Genomic DNA, 18,210 nt, shown 5'->3' with positions numbered 1-18,210 from the left:
ATGCGAGACTGAAGGCATGACTCGTCATGGCACCTCTCCGGCACCGCCATCCGACAGTGAATGGAGCGAGCTCGAGCAGTCACTCGTGACGTCCTGGCGCCTGGAGACCCTGGCCGTCCATGCCGACCTCCTCCAGCAACGGGGAGACCCCCGTGGCGAGCTGATGGCCCTGGACCTGAACCCCACGCCCGAGGACCGGGGCTGGCGGCACCGACGACAGGCGCTGCTCGCGGAATGGCTGGGCGAGCCGCTCGCGGCCCGCGCGGGACACCTCGTCCAGCATGGCTTCATCCACGCGCTTCGCGATGACCGCTTCCATCCTCCGGGCCTGCTCGACAGTCCGCTGGGGGCGTTCGTGCGGCGCTACACGGTGCGCGGTGATGAACAGGCGCTGGCGCGACTGGCGAGCCGTCCACGGCCCTGGCTGGTTCAGCTCACCTTCATCCCCAGCGGCCCCGGTGTGCAGGTCAGCGACACGGTGCGGGACGCACTCATCGCCGCGACGCCCCATCTCCAGGAGCTTCACCTGCTGGGGGCACGTCCTGTGTTCGACGCCTTTCCCCATCCCTCCGTGCGCCGCGTGTCCGTGGGACAGGAGAACCTCCCCGCCCGACGAAACACCCTCGCCGTTCCGGAAGGGGTCGAAGTGCGTGGCTGTCCTCACGCGGAAGGTCGTCGCGGCCCCTGGGTGGAGGACGCGGAGGTGGAGCTCGCACTCGACGCGGTCCACGAGCAACCTGACTGCGGCCGGCTCCAGGAGTCCTATGACGGGCTCTTCACCGAGGTCGAGTCTGTGTCCGCGCTGCTTGCGCGCCTGCGCTCCGCTGGACTCGTCACGATGGACGGCCCTCTTGTCCGGCTGACGACGGCGGGGCGTGTCCAGCGCAACCTGGAGCCCCTCCGTTCTCCTCGGCTCCCCGCCGCGCAGCTCGACTTCGGCCGTTGGTTTCTCTGGGCCGAGGCGCGTCGGCGGACAGGGGAACATGACCAGGTGCTTATCGGCAGCCTGCGCAGCCATATCCCCTGGCTCGAACAGTGTCTCTCGCGCGTCCCTCTCGACAAGCGCGTCCAGGACACGCTGGTGAGCTATCGCCGCTTCCTCATCGACACGCTGGTTCCAGCCGATGAGCACGAGGTCCGCGCGTTCGACTCACCTGATGCTCTCGCCGAGGCCGTGGAGACGCTGTTGGAGCTGGAGGACCTGGACCTGGGGTTCATCCACCAGGAGGACCCCTTCGCCGAGGAGGCGCTCCTTCCACTGGAAGCCGCGCTCGACTCCACGCGGGCTCCTCGCCAGGCTCTCTTCCACCTCGTGTGGGGCTCTTGAGGCGGACGTGACGGCGGGTTGGAGGAGCGCCTGGCGCTTTCATTGCTCAAGGCACGGAGTATAGCCCGACGATGTTCGGGTCCAGCGTGGCGCTGGAGAGCCGCAGGCCCGTGGCGGCGCTGACGCTCGTGACGTCACTCACGCCCAGGTCCGCCAGGGAGAATGACACCGCTCCCAGCTTGGACTGCACCGTGCCGGGCGGGGTGCCGGTGATGCTGCCCACGCCGCTCGTGTACGAGACAGTCGCCAGGGCGGTGGACGTGGTGCCCGCGGCGGAGGGCGTGAAGTCGCTCGCGAGCAGCGCCAGTGAGTAGCTGCCCACGGGTTGATTGGATGCGTTGACCAGCGTGACGGTGACGCTGTCGCCCAGGGTGGTGGAAGTCGTCGTGCTGTCGACGATGAAGAAGCGCGTCTTCGCGGTGAACGCGGTGCCGAACTGGAAGTGGCCCGTGCCGACGTTGTTCGCGCCGTCGTGGATGCCCAGGCCGGAGGCGGCCACGTTGGCGTTGGCGGGCGCGGTGCCCACGGCGCTCGGCGTGTTGCCGCCGGTGATTCCCTGGGCCGTCGCACCCACGAGCTGGGTGAAGGTTCCCTCCGCCGTGGTGAGCGACGCCAACTGGGCCACGCCGGTGAGGACGGCCGGAGTGCCCGCCGTCACCGCGCCCGTGAAGGTGGCGCGGGTAGCGGGAAGGCGCGTGGGGCCTCCTCCGACGGGAGGCTCGGCCTGGGTCGTGATTTCATGGGCGATGCGGTGGAGGTTGCCCGCGTCGGTGGCGCTGATGCCCAGCTCGGCCGCCGCGCTGCCCGCGCCCGTGGCGAGACTTCGGGGGTCGTCCTGCGTCACCCTGGCGAACAGCACCGCCGCGGACAGGTAGCTGCCGTACTTGCTCGAGTGACGGCTGTCCTGCGCGCTCCACAGATTGAACATGCCCGGGGAGATGCCATCCGCGGGGTTCGGGTCGGCAAGCCCCTGGTCCACCGCGCGCAGGAAGCCTTCCCCCACGCGGGCGACCCCCGTGAAGCCCAGGTCCCGGGAGGCCTTGAAGTAGGAATCACGCAGGTCCGTCTGCATCGCCTGCAGCCCCGAGGTGCCGCTCGGGTAGCCCTGCGTGCCCACGCCCGTGGGCGAGGCCCAGGTCTCATACAGGAACAGGTTCGCGGCCGGGTTCTTGGAGAGCACCAGTGAGAGCAGGGTGCGCGCGGCGTCCGTGAAGGCCGTGGGGGCGCCGCCTCGCGCCGTGGGCAGCGGCGTCGTGCTCTGCTCCTGCAAAACGACGGCGGTCCAGATCGGCTGGCCGATGATGGCGGCCCTGTTGGAGGCATGCCAGCCGAGCGTCTGGCCACTGGCCGTTTCAACGCTGACATTGAACGAGAGGCCCGCCTGCACGGTCAGCTTCTTGAAGATGCCAGGGATTCCTCCCACGCCGGAGCCGTTCGTGTCGGTGACCGCGGCCTTGTTGTACGAATAGGCCGGCTCCTCGTGCCCGTGGGTGAAGCTGTTGCCCACGAAGAGGATGGTGTCGCCCGCGATGGCGGCGCTGGAGTCGTCCAGGGCGCCGTCCTCCTTGGTGGCCGCGAGGGCGGAACATCCCACGCTGACGGAGAGGAGGCTCCAGGTCATCAGGCCCAGCAAAGTCACCTCGATTGGAGAACGGCGCACGACGCCTCCCTCAGGACTTCGAGCCCGACGCCCCTCTGAATACCTGGGCCTTACTCCGGGCCCCTTACGCCTCGACGGCGACCCGCGCATCAGGTGCCGCGACGGTGTGTGCCAGCACCGGCGCCAACGCGGCGAAGACGCCCAGGATGATGGGAATTCACGAGGCGCGGCCATGAGGGCAGTGCAGGGAACAGCGGTCCTCCTGTCAAGTCGCCGGGACCCGGTGCTCGAGGCGGCGACTCAGGGGATGCGTGCGTCGAGCCACGTCAGGTGCGCGTCGATGGTCTCCGATACGACTTGTGCTTGCTCGGATGCACCAGGCTCGGTGTATGGGTTGCCAATCTCCTTGTGCTTCCACTTCACCCAGGTCTGCTTGTACCAACCCCAATCGAGGTTCGTTCCCGTTGACGGCGGTGTGCCGCCGGCGTACCCGGAGAAGGCTCGAATGCCCGTGGCGGGGGCGACCTCCTGGCCTCCCACCACATGGAAGATGTGGAGCCTGTCGCGACGAGGGAACTGGGCGGTCAGGTTCGTGGCCCACGCTCCATAGAAGGTGCCCCAGGGCCGCACGGGGTTGTTGATCTTGCTGTCGAAGGTCCCCAGTTCGTCCTGGCTGTTGCGACACACGCCGTCGAACGACGACACATAGATGTTGATGCCGTCGAGCGCCGTGTTCGCGCGAAGCGCCTGGGCCAGGCGCATCACCAGACATCCGCCCCGCGAGCTGCCCGCGAGATAGATGGAGCGCGTCTCCGGACGGACCTGGGCCTGCAGCCAGCCCGCGAACCCGTTGACGATGCGCTGCTTCGTGTCGCTGTCGTCCAGGTGGTTGAAGTTGCTGTCATTGACCAGGGCCAGCCAGGTCTTCCCTCGAGGAAACCATCCCAGGGTGTCCAGCTTCATCGCCAGTGAGCGGCCGTCCAGGCTCACGTTGGGGCAGGAGACGCTGTCGCAGGATGCGTCCCAGTTCGACGACTGTCCCGTGACGCCACTGGAGTGGCCGCTGCTCGAAATCTTCTGGCCCGCCGACATGACGACGAGCGCTTCGCGCACCCCAGGTGCATCCGCCTCCGCGATGCGGATGTCGTGGAGCGTGCCGTCGGAGGCACCCGCCGCGCGGAAGTGCTCGAAGCCGGCCGCCGCCTGATAGGCGCCCGAGGCGTTCTTGTAGACGACGCGCCGCGACACCACCGTCCTACTGGCGCCGCTGGGATAGGCCAGTGCCTGGGACTGGGCCTCCAGCGCGCCGTCGGATTCCAAAGGGCCGCCACAGCCCGCGAGGACGCCTCCGAACAGCAAGACGCGATTCATCCAGGAGAAGACACGACGAGAAATCCCTGGGGTGAGAACCATGTGTTGCACCGCCTCCTGGAAGGGTATGAAGTGAGTCTTTCATATCTTTCAAGGTCGGCAGAGAATGCTTCGAAGTCCTTCGAGAGAACGACGTGGGGCAGGTCGCCCGGGTGCTCGTGCGGCGCGCTGCGTCGCCGTGTCGTTGGGCCTGTTGCTCGCCTTCGCGTCCACGGGGGCGCGCGCGGATGGGCTGTCCGTCATTCCCTACGGCGACAACTGCTGGGGCACGGGGACGGACGCGGACCGGGATGGCCTGAATGACGACTGTGAGCAGCAGGTCGCGCGCTGGTTCATGCCGCTGTTCTGGTTCGACACGGGAGAGAGTGGCTACGAGCGCCGTCCCTACTTCGCGGTGAAGAGCGAGGGCTTCGCGACGCGGACGCTGCGCATCTTCTATCTGGACACCTTCTTCGAGGACACGGGCGTCACCACCGGCCACGACGGCGACCCCGAGTTCCAGATCTTCGAGGTCCATTACTCCGGGGGCCGCTGGTATCTCGACTGGGTCTATCTGTCGGCGCACCGCAAGAGCGTGTGTGAGTCGTCCGCCTGGTATTCGTACGAGCAGCTCGAATACGACACGCGCGACACACGCAATGCCTACCGTGGCTGGCCCGTGCTGTACGTCGCCGAGGACAAACACGCGACATACAACAACCTCGCCACCTGTGACAGCGGGTGCTTTGCCCAGGATTACTGCAGTCGCCACGTGGCCCAGTACCTGGACACGGCGTCCGCGCCGCTGGTGTCCCGCAACGTGGGGTCGACAGGGGTTCCTCTCATCAACTCCGTGGTGTTGAACGGAAAGACGGAGCGGTTGCTCGAAGACGTCGACTTCAAGGGCTGGGATGACCAGTGGTACCGGCCGAACTCGAAGGGGTCCTTCCGGCACCTCAACGACTTCGGTTTCTAGCGCCACGCGGAAGCCGACGTATGTCGCTCGAACCTCTTCGAGTCCGCTCTCGGACGCGCGTGGCCGTCGTCACGGGCGTCGCCGTGCTGCTGCTGGCCCTGGCGGTGGTGCTCCCCGCGCGTGACGGTGGGGTGGGGGAGGTCCGGCGCCCGGAGACGGCGGTGCCGGAGGTTCCGAGCGCGCCGGTGGTGGCACCTCGGTCTCCCGAGGTCCGTGAAGCGCGTGCGGCTTCGGCGCCCATTCCCGCCAATGTCTCCGGAGAGGCCTTGTCGACGGCGCTGAACGAGGAGCGGGTGGTGCTCGCCTCCAGCACCTTCATCGAGCACCTGGAGATGGACCGGCCCTGGGCTTGTGCGGGTGGGCAGGTCTCCCTTGCGGGCAGGGTGGGGGGCGCGCCGGAGTCAGGTGCCCTCTACCGCTGGGTGTGGCCGGGAAGGGATGCGGCGGCGGAGCTGCATCCAGGGGCTCGACTCCAGTGGCGCGCGCCCGCCGAGCCGGGCACCTATTTCGTGCGCTTCCAGGTGTGCAAGGACCTGGGCGGACGGCGTGTGGGCGTCCTGGCCGAGGAGCTGCTCCAAATCGAGGTCCGTGACTGTGACGACGACGGCGCCGCGCGAGAGGAGGGCCAGCTGCGGGTCGACGTCATCCAGCGCGCCAATGGGGCCTTCCTCTTTCGTGCCGTCTCGGCGGAGTCCGAGTCGCTGTCAGGTCATGCCTGGGACTTCGGTGACGGCAACACCGCGTTCACGTCGGGGCCCGAAGTCACGCATGCCTATGACACCCGTGCGCAGGACGTCCGGACCTTCACGGTGAGGCTCCTGGCCGGGCGGGGCGAAGGGGCCGCGCTGAGCGCCACCGCCTTCGTGAGTGCGCGCGGGCAGCCGCCTTCCAAGGAGCCGCTGCCGGCGACGCTCGCGTTGTCACGCGCTCGTGCGGACGCGGAGGAGTGGCGGAGCGAGGTGTCCGTCGAAGTCCCGGAGCCAGGCGTCGTCACCTGGGAGCGTGTGGAGCGCTCGATGATTCACTGGAACGACCAGGTGGATGCCTACACGCTCGCGTGGCGCGAGGTCATCACGGTGGAGGAGGAGGCGGGCCGTGGTGGCCTCCGGGGCTTCGTCACGGTGCGCCCATCCGAGCTGGCGGTGACCGTGAAACGGGTCGTCGATGTCCTTCACGGACGCGACGAAGGTGGCAGGGCGGTCTCCTTGTCGTGGGCCTCCTTCAAACGAGAGGCCGCGCCCGTGACGTCCCCCGTCGAGGCCCAACTCCCCCTCAAGTAGCGGACAGCATACGCGTTGTCCCGTAGGCGTGTTTGTCGATGCGGGCCAATGCATGGCATTCGCTTGCCCGCAGAGTGCGGGTGGTGGGCTTGTCTGGGAGTGATGTCGCATTCGACCTGAGTCCAATTGGCTTGAGATGCACCTCCTGGACATGTTGCCAATGACAGGGTGTGAACACGAAAGGCTGGACTCGATGGCGAATCTACTCGACCTCATTGGGGAATCCGCGCCGTATGTCCATGTCTACGACCTGGTCGTGGACAATGGCGTGCTGCACAGTCGCTTCAAGCCGGAGCAGCAGCGATACGGCGAAACGACGTTGATGAGCTGTTCGGAGGCGCTTCGCACTCTGGCGGTCCACGGGGTGCTGACCTGTGCCGCGGCGAATCCCAGTCAGGGCAGGCACTACTATCTCGCCGCCAGGGCGGACCTCCAGGTGCTCCCCATCCAGGCGACCACGTCGGGCTCCTTTCACTGTGTGGGGCGCGTGGAGCGGATTGAACAGCGCAAGCAGTTTCCCTACTTCAAGGCGACCACGACGTGCTTCACGGAGGATGGCGAGCGCTACGCGGTCATGGATGGGGAGTGCATTGCCCTCCCCGAGGCGGCGTTCGTGGCCATCAAGGGGGCTGATGCCTCACCAGTGGGCGTGCGGGCTCCTGGCCAGCCCAGCCCCTACAGGGACCCCGTGAGACCGATGAAGCTGGAATGGACGAAGCCCGGTGAGGTGCTGCGGGCCGAACTGGAGGGGTTTCCCCGCGAGGACTTCGTTGGCCACTTCGATGTGCGGGCGCTGTGTCCCTTGTCCCTCCTGGCGGGGAATGCGTTCTCACTGCTGCGTCACTTCCCTGGCTTCGATGCCTATCGAATCAGCAAGTGTCTGGCCACCTGCAAGGACGTGCCGCTCCCGGGGGAGCCCATGCTGTTCAACTGCATCGCCGAAGCGGCCGGCCAATTCAAGCTCATCGCGGAGAATGGCCAGGGCAAGCACCTGGCTGCATTTCATCTCGAGGCGCGACCCGACTCGCATGGATGAGGCGCCGCTGAATCAGCCCGCATGGCCGTTCAACCTTCCCCGCAGGAGATGAACCGATGCTCAAGGATGGACTTGTCGGCACCTGGCAGCTCGTATCCCTGGCGAGCCTCCTCCCCGATGGCAGCAGGGCCCATCCTTTCGGGCATCAGCTCTTGGGGATGTTGATGTATGACAAACATGGAAACATGTCGGTGCAGTTGATGCGGGGCGACCGCGCCCGCTTCCAGTCCGCGGACCTGCTGGGGAGCCAGGAGAAGGAAGCGAAGGCCGCGCTGGACGGAGCCGCCGTGTACTTCGGGACCTACGAGGTCGACGAGGAGACGGACACGGTCTCTCACCACATCCAGGGCAGCCTCTTTCCGAACTGGATGGGGACTGTGCAGCGACGCAAGGCCGTCCTGGATGGCCATCGGCTCTTCCTGCGCACCGAGCCTCTCGCGTTTGGGGGCAGCCAGGCCGTGGTCGTCCTGGAATGGCGCAGGTTGACGCCCTCGTCCACCTGAGCCCCGTGGCGGCGGAGCCCCAGGGATTCTTGCCCTGGCGGCTTTGTCGTCGCGTGAGCCTGGATATGTTTCACGCGGGGAGAACAAGACTGGCTCGAAATCCAGTTGCTCCTGTGATAGATGCGTTCGGCGATACCTTCACTGGATGGGAGCCGAAAAATGTTCAAGCAGCCCGCGAAGTTGGCTTGTGTCGTCGCGCTGGTCCTGAGTGGTTGTGGTGGTGCACCCGAGGAGTTGTCCGTGGACGGGTCGGAGGTCATCGAGTCGACCGAGCAGGCCCTCATCTGGGCGTGTGACGGGACGCGCGCCTTCAACCGCTACTGGTACGTGAACAACATCGAGGTCGGCCGCGAGTACTGCGACTGCCCCGATATCCTCAACAAGTTCGGCGAGCAGCGGGGCCGCTACACCCAGGAGCGCATCGCCTACTGCGCTCCTTGAGCCGGCGCGCCGCGCTCCTTCCGCTGTGCCTGCTCCTGCTCGCGTGTCACGCCGAGCAGGAGCCCGTCACGCCGCCCCTCGCGGGAGACTCCTGCTACGAGCACGTCCGGCGTCTCGCCGCGCATGACCCGTGCTCTCCAGCCGGGTACGCTTGCGGGATGACTCGCGCCTGGGTCACCGAGGTGTTTGAGGGCCTCGAACGACAGTCTTCCGAATACAAGTTCGACGACGGTATCGACGGCTCCAGGGCCGGCTACCGGGTCGTCCATGGCGACGAACTCCAAGGGGTCTTCCAGCACCACGCGGGACGCGACGAGACGGTCATCTACCGCGCGCGTCACACGGGCACGGAGGACCATGTCGTCACCATCGAGCAGCTTCCGCGCGGGCAGGGCTATCGCATCTACCCCTGGACCCGCCACCCCTGAAGTGCGTGGGTGTAACCGCTTTCATGCTCGCGCCGTAGGAGAGGTCTCTCCGTCCCTGAGGAGCACCTCCATGTCCGGTACCAAGGTCGCCGCGAAGGTCCTCGCCAAGCCGTTCTTGTCCTCGCCGAAGGCCGAGTTGGCGAAGCCGAAGCCGGTCCTCCCTCAGGCCGCGAAGCCGGCGAGTTCCTTCGCGCGAGACTCCTTTGATGTGGCGCAGCGGAGGCCTGGCCCGGACCTGACGGGCGCGCCTCGCGCGAAATCGAGCGCGACCCCGCCGACCGTCAGCGAGGACAGGTCCGGACGGACGGTGGTGAATCTTGGCGCGGGGGACGACACGGCGACCGTCTCCCAGGGCCCCAAGGGCGGGCTGACCATCACCAGCGGGAGCTCGACCATCCAGCTCACGGCGGAGCAGGCCGAGAATGTGGTCATCAAGGGCGGCGACGGAAACGACAAGATTACCGTGGACGTCAACGTGACGACGGGCGTGGCCATCCATGGCGGAAAGGGAGATGACTATCTCCAGGGTGGCTCGGGTGATGACTCCATCCGGGGCGGAGATGGCCGGGACGTGGTGTATGGCCTGGGCGGCAATGATGCCGTGAGCGGCGGGGCGGGGCGGGACTACCTGGATGGCGGCCGTGGCGATGACAGCCTCAAGGGCGACTCTGGCAAGGACCAGGTGATTGGCGGGCGGGGCAATGACACGCTGGCCGGCGGTTCGGGGAGCGATGTGCTCGCGGGAGGGGCCGGCAAGGATGCCATTGACGGCGGCTCCGGGCGCGATGAGGTCTATTCGCAGAAGAACGACACCGTGGCGCGCTCGCGCCAGGACACCGTCACCACGGTGGACCTGAGCGAGGACGTGGGCACGTCGGTGACGGTGAAGGGGGATGCGAACTTCCAGGCGCGTGTGCAGTCGGACCTGGAGGCGTTGGAATCCCTCCCGGTGGGACGGGAGCTGCTCTCGGGGCTGGATGCCAGTGGCAGGTCGACCACCATCCGGGAGACCTCGGGTGGAGATTCGGCCTCTCCGACCAACGACGACGACTCGTGGTTGAGGCCCGATGGGACGCCGGGGCCGGGCTCGGACGCGACCATCAAATACAATCCCACCGACACGGAGTACTACGAGGGGGACGAGTCCTGGCAGGTGAAGCCCCCCGTCACCACGCTCTTCCATGAGCTGGTGCATGGCTACAACTACGCCACGGGGACGCGCGCACCGGGAGAGACGGACGGCGTGAACAACCGCGAGCTGGCCGCGGTGGGGCTGCCCTATGACCACGACGGCGACGCCAGCACGCCCGACATCCGGCCCTCGCACCCCACCGAGAACAAGCTCAGGGAGCAGCTCGGGCTGACGCCCCGCCCGGAGTACTGACGGGCGAGGCGTCACGCGGAGGAGGCCGTGGCTCAGGGCACGAGGCTGACCTCGTAGCCCACGTCCACGTTGAAGATCTCCGGTTGGCACGAGAAGTTCGGACTGCGAACCGTCGCCTTCCAGCAGAGCTGAGCTCCTCTGGAGGGCGAGAGGTCCACCACCGCCTCGCTCTGCCCGAACGCGAACGGCACGCCCAGCCAGGTCGGCGCGGGATTCGATTGGCAGCCCCCTTCACCGCACAGCCTGCAGTCCGAGGCGACGGAGTAGGAGTAGGAGATCTCCGCTTCCGATGGAGAGGACTGGCACTCCGTGGGGAAGCGGTCGTCCTTGCGAACGCGCACGCGTGAAATGGCGCAGTGGGGCGCCGCGGTCTCGCTGATGACCGTCGAGCGTGGCGGGGAGTTCGGGGCCGGGCTCGGGGGCCTGCCCGGAGCAACTCATCAGCAACACCAGACACAGCAGCCCACTCCAAGGACGCAATGCACCCTGGCTGCCACGCATCATGGACTCCCCCTGTGGGGCGCACGGGCGACCCGGGCCGCAACGAATCATCATTGGGCCATCCCTGACAACTGGCCCCAGGGGCCTGTCCGTTCAACCGCCTCCTTATTCCTGCGCCGGGCCCCCAAAGGCATCCTCGGATTCGAACCGTTGGAGCAGGTCGGCGCTCTCTTCAATGAGCGCGTCGGCGATGCTCGCGCGCTGTTCCTCGGGCCCCCGCGCGTAGCGCGTCAGCTTCTCTCCGATGTCGACCAGTCCCGCCATGCGGGAGGCGGGCGGTGGGCTCCAGGTCCGTCCGGTCAAGCTCCCCACCCCGCGGCAGAAAGCGCCGAGGTGGTAGCTGGTTCCGTCCAGATAGACATGGGCCTTGGGCGGGAAGCGCGTCCTGAGGAGCGCGACGTTCCAGAGTCGCTTCAGGGCCTCGAGCAGTGGAGGCTCGATGGGCGCGCTGACCACCTCGACCGAAGGCAAGGCCCGCGTTCCTCCCGTGTCTCGCGAAGCGTCTCTCACGATGGGCCAGAGCATCGACTCCATCCGGGTCGCGATGACGCGAGGACCGGGCCACTTCTCGTGGATGTAGACCGCCTCCTCGGGAGTAAACGAAGGCATCCTCACCAGGAGCAGCGTCCAGGAGGTGTTCGGAATCAGGAGGCGCGCGAGCTCCGATTCATAGGACGATGATGAAGTCTGGGAGAAGGACCCGGGTTCAGGTCGCAGATGGTCGGTCATGGCGTCGCTCCTTGGGTGTCGGTGGGGAATGCGCCCGTCCGGACGCATCCCTGGACGTACCCATGACATCAGCGCGGTGAGCGCTGGCGCGCGAGGACCTGGGCCTTGCCTCGTGCCGTGGAGCCCGTGGAGCGCACCAGCTCGCGCAGCGCCGAGGGAGGAATGTCGTTGTACTTGCGAAACGTCCGCGAGAAGTGCGCCTGGTCGGAGAAGCCCGTACAGAACGCGACGTCCGTGAGCGTCAGCCCCGAATCTCCCAGCAGCGCATGCGCGGCGTCGACCCGGGAGCGTTGCAGCATCTCCGAGAACGTCGTGCCTTCCTGCCGCAAGGCGCGTTGAAGCGTGCGACGGGACAGGGTGAGGCGCCGCGCGCTCTCCTCGAGTGTCCAGGGATGCAGCAGGTCTTCGCCCATGAGCTTCTGGAGCCGGCCGCGAACCTCCTGTGGCTCCGCCGTCCCCGGCGCCTCGCTGGCGGGTGGGGGGGCCTGTCGGGTGGGCTTCCACGAGAAGGTCGCCAGGTCCGTCACCTCCGGCAGCGTCCTGGGGCCGGCGCGTGAGGCCCCACCGTGGATGACGACGGACTCGAGGGACACGGTCAGCCCCGTGAAGCCCGCGGTCTCCAGGATGGCGACGAGGACGCCCCAGATGAACAGGTCGTTGACGACGCGAATCTTCCCGCCGTCGATGGCCACGTGTCGCAGCGTCATTCGCGCACGGGCCTGGTCATGCTCGACGAGCCGCGTACGGTGCCGGGAGTGCATGAAGCGCTCGAGCGTGCTCCATCGTTCCACGGTGTGTCGGGGCGTCTGCCCCGCGCCCAGGGCTCGCAAGACGGGGTGCGATGAGAGCGTCCGAAGCTCGCGGCCCAGCTCCAACACCGGGCGCCACCCATGGGCATCCATGACGGCCTGGAGGATGTCGACCTTGTCCCGCCCCTGCGTGGCGATCTCCGGGTAGTCACGAGCGACGGCCGCCTTCAGCACGGCGCTCAGGGCCGGGCTCGTCATGACGCCTTGGTCCTCCATCGTCAGCCGCCCCAAGTCATGGAGAAGTGTCCGGAGCCGCGCTCGACGCCAGCTCGCACCGCCCCGCGTTGCGCCAGTCACTGAGCGCGGCGAGGAAGAGCGTGTTGAAGTCCGCGCCGGAGAAGGGGTTCTGGCTGGTCACCAGGTTGCAATCGCGCACGGCGCGCGAGCGGCCCGGGAACGCCGTCTCATGGTGATAGCCGGCGTCGTCGAGTTGCTCTCCGATGCCTCGGACCTGTGCGCGTGCGCCCATGACGAACGTCTCGATGTACCACTCTTCGAAGCCGGACACGGAGGTGACGCGCCGCCCCGCGAAGGGGCTCTGCCCGGCCGGCAGGCGCGAGAGGAGCGCGGGCGCATGGCAGACGAGCCCCACGGGACGGGCTGTGGCCCCGAAGTCGACGAGCAGTCCGTGCAGGTCCGTGTCGTGGAGCAGGTCCACCATGACGCCCTGTCCTCCCGGCACGAGGATGGCCTGAAACGCCTCCGCGCGCGTGCGGACCTCGGACAGCGGGAGCGGCGCGAGCAGTTCGGGGAGCTTCGCCACCAGGGCCTGCGCTTCGGCGAGCGCCTCGGGTCGTTCCTTCCAGTACGACGGCTTCTGTCCCTCCGGGTCGAACGCGGGCGTCCGTCCCCCCGGCGTCGCGAGCACCACCGTGTAGCCCGCGTCGACGAGCGCCCGATAGGGTTCGTAGAACTCGTTCAAGAACACCCCTGTCTGACGCCTGGAGCCGTCCGCGAGCTGCTGCTCGGACGCGGCGGAGAGGACCATCAGCACCGTCCCAGGTGCGCGGACCTCTGCTTGAGAGAGTGGGGTGGAGGGAAAGACGAGGTGGCGGGTGGGCGTCGTCGCGCAGCCACACGCACCGCCGACGACCGCGAGCGAGAGGATTGCGAGCCACGACGTCGAGGTCCTTCCAACGCGGAAGGCGGGAGTCTGGATTGGGCCGGGCGCTGCCATGCGGGTCCTCCTGGTGACAACTTCATCGCCAGGGTAGGAGCGCGAAAGCGCGCGGGCTTGAACGAATGCGCCAATCCGCGGCCTGCCTCAGCCGTGGAAGGACTTGAAGTAGTTCGCCATGATGGCCGGGTGGTCTGAATAGAACTTCCCATCCAGCGTTCGGGACAGCGACACCGTGTCTTCGCCTCTCAGGTTCATGGCTTCGGTTTCAACCTGGTCGGTGTTGGCGATCAACCCACCCATGTAGTTGTTCTGTGAATTGGTATTGGAATGCGACAGGGTGTAGGTGGGCTTGACGGTGTTGTCCGCGAGCGTCGTGAAGTTGAACTGATTCGGGAAGAACCCTCCGTTCAGCTCGAATGAGTCCATGTTCAGGTCACCTAGCAGCGCGTCGATATCGTTCTGGCGCGCGAACTCGCCTACCGCCGCAAGGGCCTGCTGCTTCTTGGTGTCGGACGTGAAGCCCGTGTATCCGGCATCCAGGTGGACGCCAGCGATATCGATATGGACCTGGAACTCGGGACTGATCTTCTGGACGCAGAGCCACTTCTCCTTGTGTTTGACGCCTTGTCGGAAGAGGACCTTCGCGTCGTACAGGACATGTGACATGAACTTCTCGTCCACCAGGGCGTAGGCGGCAATCTCGTTCTTCGCGTCGACGCCGGCGTCGGGACCGAGGATGTCCTTGATGCTGCCGATCTTCCGGTACCTGAGCTCCGGGCAGGGCTGAAGGACCTTGGGGAATGGGGCGTCCTTGAGCTCCTCCGAGAGGAAGATGACCTCGGGACAGAGCCTGCTCAACTGGACATGCAGGTCGATGGGACTGGCGGCATGGACCCGCTTCCATTCCGACGAGTTCGTGCAGGCCATGATGTGCTTGAGGACGATGTTGTCGTAGCTGCCCTCGATCTGCGTGGGCGTCATGGGAGTCGACCTGGCCTCGAAGACCTGCTGACCGGGATAGACACTGGTGTTGAGGGAGGAGAGGGCCCTGGAGGTCGTCGGAGCCGACGTCGATGCGAAGTGGTTGTCTCGCTGGGGGATGAAGTCCGCCTGGAAGGTCCCTTTCTTCGCATTGGTTTTGTAGAAGTTGTTCCCCGCGTCGAAGGGGATGAAGAGCGTCATGCATTGCAGTCGCATGACGCTGGGCGGGAGATACGGCGCCGTGTCGTCGACGGTGGTGGGCTCCTCAATCATCCCCTGCCCGGAGCCCGACCCCGAGACCTCTGACAACGTCATGGCGGACTGGGTGCGCCGGAGCGTGTGCCGGGTCTTCGAGATGCCGCTGACCCGCATGTCGACCTTCTGGACCCGTTGCTTGTGGTGATCGAGCTTGTTGTCCCCGTATTTGAACTTGCCCTTCGTGGGTTGGCCCCGGGCGACGAGGCGGATGCATCTCCTGCACATCTTCTTGCTCTCGAACTCGAAGACGAAGGTGTTCTCATGACACCTTTTGCACTTGATGATCATGCGGGCTCACAATCGTCGAGCGTGGGGGAGCCCCGTGCCCGGGTGGGTGCGTCACGGAAGCCTCGATTGCAGCCACCGTGCCGGGAGTCCGCCAGGGCCACGCTTTGAGCGGTGTCGCTCGTGGGGTGTCGGCAAGACCCCCGTGTCCCAGCAGGCCGCGTTCGACTTGGACGCGGACGCGTCCTGGAGGTACGCGAGTCAGGACGTGGAGGGGCGCGGCCGTTCTCCTCGGGGGGAAGTGCCCCATTTCGGGCGCCTTCCCCGGAAGGAGCTCCGACCATGCCGCCGCTCTCGTTCTGGCGTCTCGTGTTGTCCTGTCTGACGCTGCTGGCCACCTCGGGCTGTATGACGGGCCCTCACAATGGAACCACCACCGGGGACTCGGTGATTGGAGAGACGTTCCTGTTCGAGGGCTACTACCCCGAGCCGAGCACGCCCATCTCCCTCCAGGTCTTGAGGGCCCCGGACCTGGACCCGGCGGTGGAGTCCCACTGGCAGCAGTTCGCCACGGCCATCACCACCACCAGGCCCACCCACGTCAACCGGCCCGAGCCCCTCTTCCACTGGAGTGTCACGGCCGCGCCCCCCCGTCCATGGTGGGCCTTGCCTGCTATGTGAAGAACTACGGGGTGCTCAATGGCCAGCCGGTCTTCGGCGGCAGCTCCGCGTCCGCCCTTCAGGACGCCGTGGCCCGGACGAACTCGTTCGCCACCGTGGCCATGACCTTCACGCCTCCGGCTGGCTCCCCCAACAGCGTGAAGTTCATGGTCTACGACGCCGCGGGCTTCCTGACGCCCGCGGCGCAGCTCGACAACACCGGGTTCAACACCTTCGTGCCCGGCAACTGTCTGTCCTGCCATGGCATCAAGGCGAACTACAACGCGGCCACCAACTCCGTGGTGGGACAGGCGCAGTTCCTCCCGTTCGATGTCTTCAGCTTCCGCTACTCCACGGCGGCGGGTTTCACCCACGCGGCCCAGGCGGACGCCCTGCGGCGCCTCAACCACCTGGTGACCCTGACGGGCCCCACCGACGGCATCCGTGAGTTCATCGAGGGCACCTACGCGCCCAAGCCCGTCTGGGATGTGACGGCCGTGGCCAATGACACCTACGTGCCTCCGAACTGGAAGAACACCAAGCAGAAGGGGCTGGGGCTCTATCGGGGCGTCGTGAAGCCCTACTGCCGCACCTGCCACATGTCCTCCACGGACCCCAACCTGGACTTCCTGGACCAGGCTGACTTCAATTCCAACTCAGGGGCCATCAAGGTGGATGTGTGTGGAGTGGGCCACTCCATGCCCAACGCGGAGCACGTCATGAAGAAGTTCTGGAACAGCGGTGCCCGCGCCTATCTGGACATGGGGCTGGACATGCAATCTCCCTGCGGCCCCTGAGAGGTGGGGCGCTGGAGCGGCTACCTCCTCGCCACGAACCTCAACGACTCCATCGAGCGGTACAACCCTGCCACCAACACCTGGACGAACCTCGGCCAGCCCTGAGCGGCCGTGAGCAGTCGAGGGGCTGGGGACCTGAGTCCTCAGCCCCTCAACTGCTCACAAAAGCAAGACGTCGCGCCTCCTGCTACTTGATGCAGAGGGTGGTGTTGCTCAGTATGTCCGTCCGCTGGACCCAGCGGACCGTCTCGCAGGACTCGCCAGACCCGCAGGCGTCATCGTCCTGGCAGCGGCGGTGACACTTGCGGTCGCCCGTCTCCTGCTGGCACAGCGACTCCCCGTTCGAGGCGGGCGGGCCACAGACCTGGCTGACGTAGCAAACCTCCTCGGCGCTCGCGCACTTGTCGGTGAACGAGCAGGCCGCGAGCGAGGACTTCGGGACGTCGGACCCGCAGCCAGGGGTGAACATGAGGCAGAGCAAGCTCAGAACAGTCAGTCGCATGGGGGACTCGGAGAAGAAGGGGTCCACGAGAATACGTCAGGCGAAGGTGAAACGGGCACCTTCTCCTCCCGTTTCGCGTGCTACCGCAAGTCTTCCAGCAACGCTGTCTGAAGCGCCTTCCTGTTCTCCGGGAAGCCCTGGTTGGGGTAGGGCCGGGCCCCGGTGAGGAGCGGCTCGAACTTCTGATACATGGGGTCGGAGCGCGCGGGCTCCTGCTGGTAGAAGGCGCGGTTGGCCTGGAGCAGGTAGCGCGGCGAGGTGCCCGCGGGAGCGTCCTCGCTGAAGGCAATCAGCCGGCGAACCTCGGGGTCGCTCATGAACTCGGTGAAGGCGTGGGCATCCTGTGCGCAAGTCCCGGTGCAGTTCGCGTTGAGCACCAGCGCGTCCACGAAGACCGCCGGAGCCGAGCCGGTGCCGAGCGGCACGGAGATGACCTGCGGGAGCGGCTGGGAGGGCCGGGCCTGGCGAATGAAGAACAGCCGCTCGGTGTAGCCCATGAAGCCATTGGCCTGCTCTGTCGCGAAGGCCTCTTCCGCCACGGTGTTCGAGTCGTAGGTGCCATCCAGACACGGATTGATACCCTGCTCGAGCGCGCAGCTGTCGACGACTGTCTTGAAGGACGCCACGGACGGCGAGTCCAGCGGCAGGGTGATGGCGCTCGCGAGCGCTGAGCCAGGATGCGTGTCCGCCCAGGCGTCCAGGTACGAGGAGGGCAGCGTCCAGCTCCCGTCGAAGTTCACGGCGAGCGGGCGCTTGCCGGGGGACACATCGCCCAGAATCTGGACGAGCGACGCTCCATCCGTGGCCGTCTGGAGTTGGGGGCTGCGCGAATAGACGACGTAGGTGCACAGATAGGTGGGGACGCCATAGTCCTCACCGGAGATGCGCACGGCCTCCTCGGCGGCGGGATGTGAGACGCCCGGCTGCACGGGGACTGGCTGAATCCAGCCCTTCGACGCGAGCGAGCCGAGAATCAACGTGTCCACCTCCACCACCTGGGCGGCGCCCGTGCCCTGACCGAGGAGCTGGTTCAGCGCGCCGCCTTCATCCAGGTCATAGAGGTCCAGTTGTGAGTCGAACACGATGTCCAGGTCGATGTCCGAGTTCGCCCGCTCGAAGTCTGCTTCGAGCCGCTGCTTGAGGCTCGCGAAGCCATCTCCGGCGGCGTCTGGGATGTAGGGGAAGAGGACGGCCTTCAGCGGACGAGGCGGGGTGGGCGTGGGGTCGGGTGATTCCGAGCACGCACCGAGGACGAGGACGACAGGACAGAGCAGGGCTCTCCAATGCATGGCGTGGCTTCCTT

21 protein-coding genes are annotated in these 18,210 nt (G+C 66.6%); 11 read left to right on the top strand and 10 right to left on the bottom strand.

What is annotated here, in order from left to right; genetic code table 11:
* Nucleotides 1-85 precede the first annotated feature (85 nt).
* Nucleotides 86-1,327, top strand: a complete 1,242-nt coding sequence (locus HUA76_RS35645; RefSeq protein WP_174463362.1) for a hypothetical protein — start codon at nt 86-88, stop codon at nt 1,325-1,327.
* A 46-nt stretch (nt 1,328-1,373) separates the two neighbouring features.
* Here the strand turns inward: HUA76_RS35645 and HUA76_RS35640 are convergent, their stop codons facing one another.
* Together HUA76_RS35640 and HUA76_RS35635 are read right to left on the bottom strand one after the other, a co-directional pair.
* Nucleotides 1,374-2,987, bottom strand: coding sequence for a cell division protein FtsK (locus HUA76_RS35640; RefSeq protein ID WP_371823559.1), 1,614 nt, complete (start codon nt 2,985-2,987; stop codon nt 1,374-1,376).
* A 240-nt stretch (nt 2,988-3,227) separates the two neighbouring features.
* Nucleotides 3,228-4,298, bottom strand: a complete 1,071-nt coding sequence (locus tag HUA76_RS35635; protein ID WP_254614688.1) for a hypothetical protein — start codon at nt 4,296-4,298, stop codon at nt 3,228-3,230.
* 178 nt (nt 4,299-4,476) lie between these two features.
* Between HUA76_RS35635 and HUA76_RS35630 the strand changes: the two genes are divergently transcribed.
* From HUA76_RS35630 to HUA76_RS35610, 5 genes are all read left to right on the top strand, one after another.
* Nucleotides 4,477-5,253, top strand: coding sequence for a hypothetical protein (locus HUA76_RS35630; RefSeq protein WP_174463360.1), 777 nt, complete (start codon nt 4,477-4,479; stop codon nt 5,251-5,253).
* Nucleotides 5,254-5,273: 20 nt separating this feature from the next.
* The gene (locus HUA76_RS35625; protein ID WP_174463359.1) at nt 5,274-6,533 is read left to right on the top strand and encodes a PKD domain-containing protein; all 1,260 of its coding nucleotides are present in this window, start codon (nt 5,274-5,276) and stop codon (nt 6,531-6,533) included.
* A gap of 193 nt (nt 6,534-6,726) precedes the next feature.
* Complete coding sequence (locus HUA76_RS35620; RefSeq protein WP_174458023.1) at nt 6,727-7,569, top strand: hypothetical protein; 843 nt, start codon at nt 6,727-6,729, stop codon at nt 7,567-7,569.
* A 56-nt stretch (nt 7,570-7,625) separates the two neighbouring features.
* On the top strand, nt 7,626-8,072 hold the full coding sequence (locus HUA76_RS35615; RefSeq protein ID WP_174463358.1) for a lipocalin-like domain-containing protein: 447 nt from the start codon (nt 7,626-7,628) through the stop codon (nt 8,070-8,072).
* Nucleotides 8,073-8,231: 159 nt separating this feature from the next.
* Nucleotides 8,232-8,513: a hypothetical protein gene (locus HUA76_RS35610; protein ID WP_141641531.1), complete on the top strand. Its 282-nt coding sequence runs from the start codon at nt 8,232-8,234 to the stop codon at nt 8,511-8,513.
* On the opposite strand, the gene HUA76_RS35605 is transcribed toward HUA76_RS35610, so the two are convergent.
* Complete coding sequence (locus HUA76_RS35605; protein WP_174463357.1) at nt 8,498-8,638, bottom strand: hypothetical protein; 141 nt, start codon at nt 8,636-8,638, stop codon at nt 8,498-8,500. The two genes, HUA76_RS35610 and HUA76_RS35605, sit on opposite strands and share 16 nt — an antisense overlap.
* Nucleotides 8,639-8,671: 33 nt before the next feature.
* Between HUA76_RS35605 and HUA76_RS35600 the strand changes: the two genes are divergently transcribed.
* Nucleotides 8,672-8,941 carry a hypothetical protein gene (locus HUA76_RS35600; protein WP_174463356.1) on the top strand — a complete coding sequence of 90 codons (270 nt, stop codon included), beginning with the start codon at nt 8,672-8,674 and terminating at the stop codon, nt 8,939-8,941.
* Nucleotides 8,942-9,011: 70 nt separating this feature from the next.
* Entirely contained in the window at nt 9,012-10,325 is a 1,314-nt protein-coding gene (locus HUA76_RS35595; RefSeq protein WP_174463355.1) for a M91 family zinc metallopeptidase, read from the top strand.
* A 32-nt stretch (nt 10,326-10,357) separates the two neighbouring features.
* Here HUA76_RS35595 and HUA76_RS35590 read toward each other — a convergent pair whose 3' ends face one another.
* The 5 genes from HUA76_RS35590 to HUA76_RS35570 form a co-directional block, all read right to left on the bottom strand.
* Nucleotides 10,358-10,666: a hypothetical protein gene (locus HUA76_RS35590; protein WP_174463354.1), complete on the bottom strand. Its 309-nt coding sequence runs from the start codon at nt 10,664-10,666 to the stop codon at nt 10,358-10,360.
* A 265-nt stretch (nt 10,667-10,931) separates the two neighbouring features.
* Nucleotides 10,932-11,555 carry a hypothetical protein gene (locus HUA76_RS35585; RefSeq protein ID WP_174463353.1) on the bottom strand — a complete coding sequence of 208 codons (624 nt, stop codon included), beginning with the start codon at nt 11,553-11,555 and terminating at the stop codon, nt 10,932-10,934.
* Nucleotides 11,556-11,623: 68 nt separating this feature from the next.
* Nucleotides 11,624-12,562, bottom strand: coding sequence for a helix-turn-helix transcriptional regulator (locus HUA76_RS35580; RefSeq protein WP_254614687.1), 939 nt, complete (start codon nt 12,560-12,562; stop codon nt 11,624-11,626).
* 34 nt (nt 12,563-12,596) lie between these two features.
* On the bottom strand, nt 12,597-13,541 hold the full coding sequence (locus HUA76_RS35575; RefSeq protein ID WP_174463352.1) for a type 1 glutamine amidotransferase domain-containing protein: 945 nt from the start codon (nt 13,539-13,541) through the stop codon (nt 12,597-12,599).
* Between the two features lie 87 nt (nt 13,542-13,628).
* On the bottom strand, nt 13,629-15,011 hold the full coding sequence (locus HUA76_RS35570) for a hypothetical protein (RefSeq protein WP_174463351.1): 1,383 nt from the start codon (nt 15,009-15,011) through the stop codon (nt 13,629-13,631).
* Nucleotides 15,012-15,290: 279 nt separating this feature from the next.
* On the opposite strand from HUA76_RS35570, the gene HUA76_RS35565 reads away from it, so the two are divergent.
* Genes HUA76_RS35565 through HUA76_RS45805 form a run of 3 tightly spaced genes read left to right on the top strand, consistent with a single transcriptional unit; the run spans nt 15,291 to nt 16,510 of the window.
* Nucleotides 15,291-15,629, top strand: coding sequence for a hypothetical protein (locus HUA76_RS35565; protein ID WP_174463350.1), 339 nt, complete (start codon nt 15,291-15,293; stop codon nt 15,627-15,629).
* Nucleotides 15,605-16,405, top strand: a complete 801-nt coding sequence (locus HUA76_RS35560) for a hypothetical protein (RefSeq protein WP_174463349.1) — start codon at nt 15,605-15,607, stop codon at nt 16,403-16,405. The genes HUA76_RS35565 and HUA76_RS35560 overlap by 25 nt, the downstream gene beginning before the upstream one ends.
* 3 nt (nt 16,406-16,408) lie before the next feature.
* The gene (locus tag HUA76_RS45805) at nt 16,409-16,510 is read left to right on the top strand and encodes a hypothetical protein (RefSeq protein ID WP_141641538.1); all 102 of its coding nucleotides are present in this window, start codon (nt 16,409-16,411) and stop codon (nt 16,508-16,510) included.
* Between the two features lie 82 nt (nt 16,511-16,592).
* Here the strand turns inward: HUA76_RS45805 and HUA76_RS35550 are convergent, their stop codons facing one another.
* Entirely contained in the window at nt 16,593-16,907 is a 315-nt protein-coding gene (locus HUA76_RS35550; RefSeq protein ID WP_174463348.1) for a hypothetical protein, read from the bottom strand.
* A gap of 80 nt (nt 16,908-16,987) precedes the next feature.
* Nucleotides 16,988-18,196: an extracellular solute-binding protein gene (locus HUA76_RS35545; RefSeq protein WP_174463347.1), complete on the bottom strand. Its 1,209-nt coding sequence runs from the start codon at nt 18,194-18,196 to the stop codon at nt 16,988-16,990.
* Nucleotides 18,197-18,210 lie beyond the last annotated feature (14 nt).

It is taken from the genome of Myxococcus sp. CA056, assembly GCF_013336715.1.
Lineage (GTDB): Bacteria > Myxococcota > Myxococcia > Myxococcales > Myxococcaceae > Myxococcus > Myxococcus llanfairpwllgwyngyllgogerychwyrndrobwllllantysiliogogogochensis.
This window is presented reverse-complemented; position numbering and strand designations above follow the sequence as displayed.

Coding starts and splice junctions, on each gene's coding strand:
- HUA76_RS35625 (WP_174463359.1), top strand. CDS start 5,274: ATGTCGCTCGAACCTCTTCGAGTCCGCTCTCGGACGCGCGTGGCCGTC.
- HUA76_RS35570 (WP_174463351.1), bottom strand. CDS start 15,011: ATGATCATCAAGTGCAAAAGGTGTCATGAGAACACCTTCGTCTTCGAG.
- HUA76_RS35550 (WP_174463348.1), bottom strand. CDS start 16,907: ATGCGACTGACTGTTCTGAGCTTGCTCTGCCTCATGTTCACCCCTGGC.
- HUA76_RS35610 (WP_141641531.1), top strand. CDS start 8,232: ATGTTCAAGCAGCCCGCGAAGTTGGCTTGTGTCGTCGCGCTGGTCCTG.
- HUA76_RS35580 (WP_254614687.1), bottom strand. CDS start 12,562: ATGACGAGCCCGGCCCTGAGCGCCGTGCTGAAGGCGGCCGTCGCTCGT.
- HUA76_RS35595 (WP_174463355.1), top strand. CDS start 9,012: ATGTCCGGTACCAAGGTCGCCGCGAAGGTCCTCGCCAAGCCGTTCTTG.
- HUA76_RS35635 (WP_254614688.1), bottom strand. CDS start 4,298: ATGAATCGCGTCTTGCTGTTCGGAGGCGTCCTCGCGGGCTGTGGCGGC.
- HUA76_RS35565 (WP_174463350.1), top strand. CDS start 15,291: ATGCCGCCGCTCTCGTTCTGGCGTCTCGTGTTGTCCTGTCTGACGCTG.
- HUA76_RS35605 (WP_174463357.1), bottom strand. CDS start 8,638: ATGCGCGGCGAGACGCCGGACGTGCTCGTAGCAGGAGTCTCCCGCGAG.
- HUA76_RS35585 (WP_174463353.1), bottom strand. CDS start 11,555: ATGACCGACCATCTGCGACCTGAACCCGGGTCCTTCTCCCAGACTTCA.
- HUA76_RS35620 (WP_174458023.1), top strand. CDS start 6,727: ATGGCGAATCTACTCGACCTCATTGGGGAATCCGCGCCGTATGTCCAT.
- HUA76_RS35575 (WP_174463352.1), bottom strand. CDS start 13,541: ATGGCAGCGCCCGGCCCAATCCAGACTCCCGCCTTCCGCGTTGGAAGG.
- HUA76_RS35545 (WP_174463347.1), bottom strand. CDS start 18,196: ATGCATTGGAGAGCCCTGCTCTGTCCTGTCGTCCTCGTCCTCGGTGCG.
- HUA76_RS35615 (WP_174463358.1), top strand. CDS start 7,626: ATGCTCAAGGATGGACTTGTCGGCACCTGGCAGCTCGTATCCCTGGCG.
- HUA76_RS35560 (WP_174463349.1), top strand. CDS start 15,605: ATGGTGGGCCTTGCCTGCTATGTGAAGAACTACGGGGTGCTCAATGGC.
- HUA76_RS35600 (WP_174463356.1), top strand. CDS start 8,672: ATGACTCGCGCCTGGGTCACCGAGGTGTTTGAGGGCCTCGAACGACAG.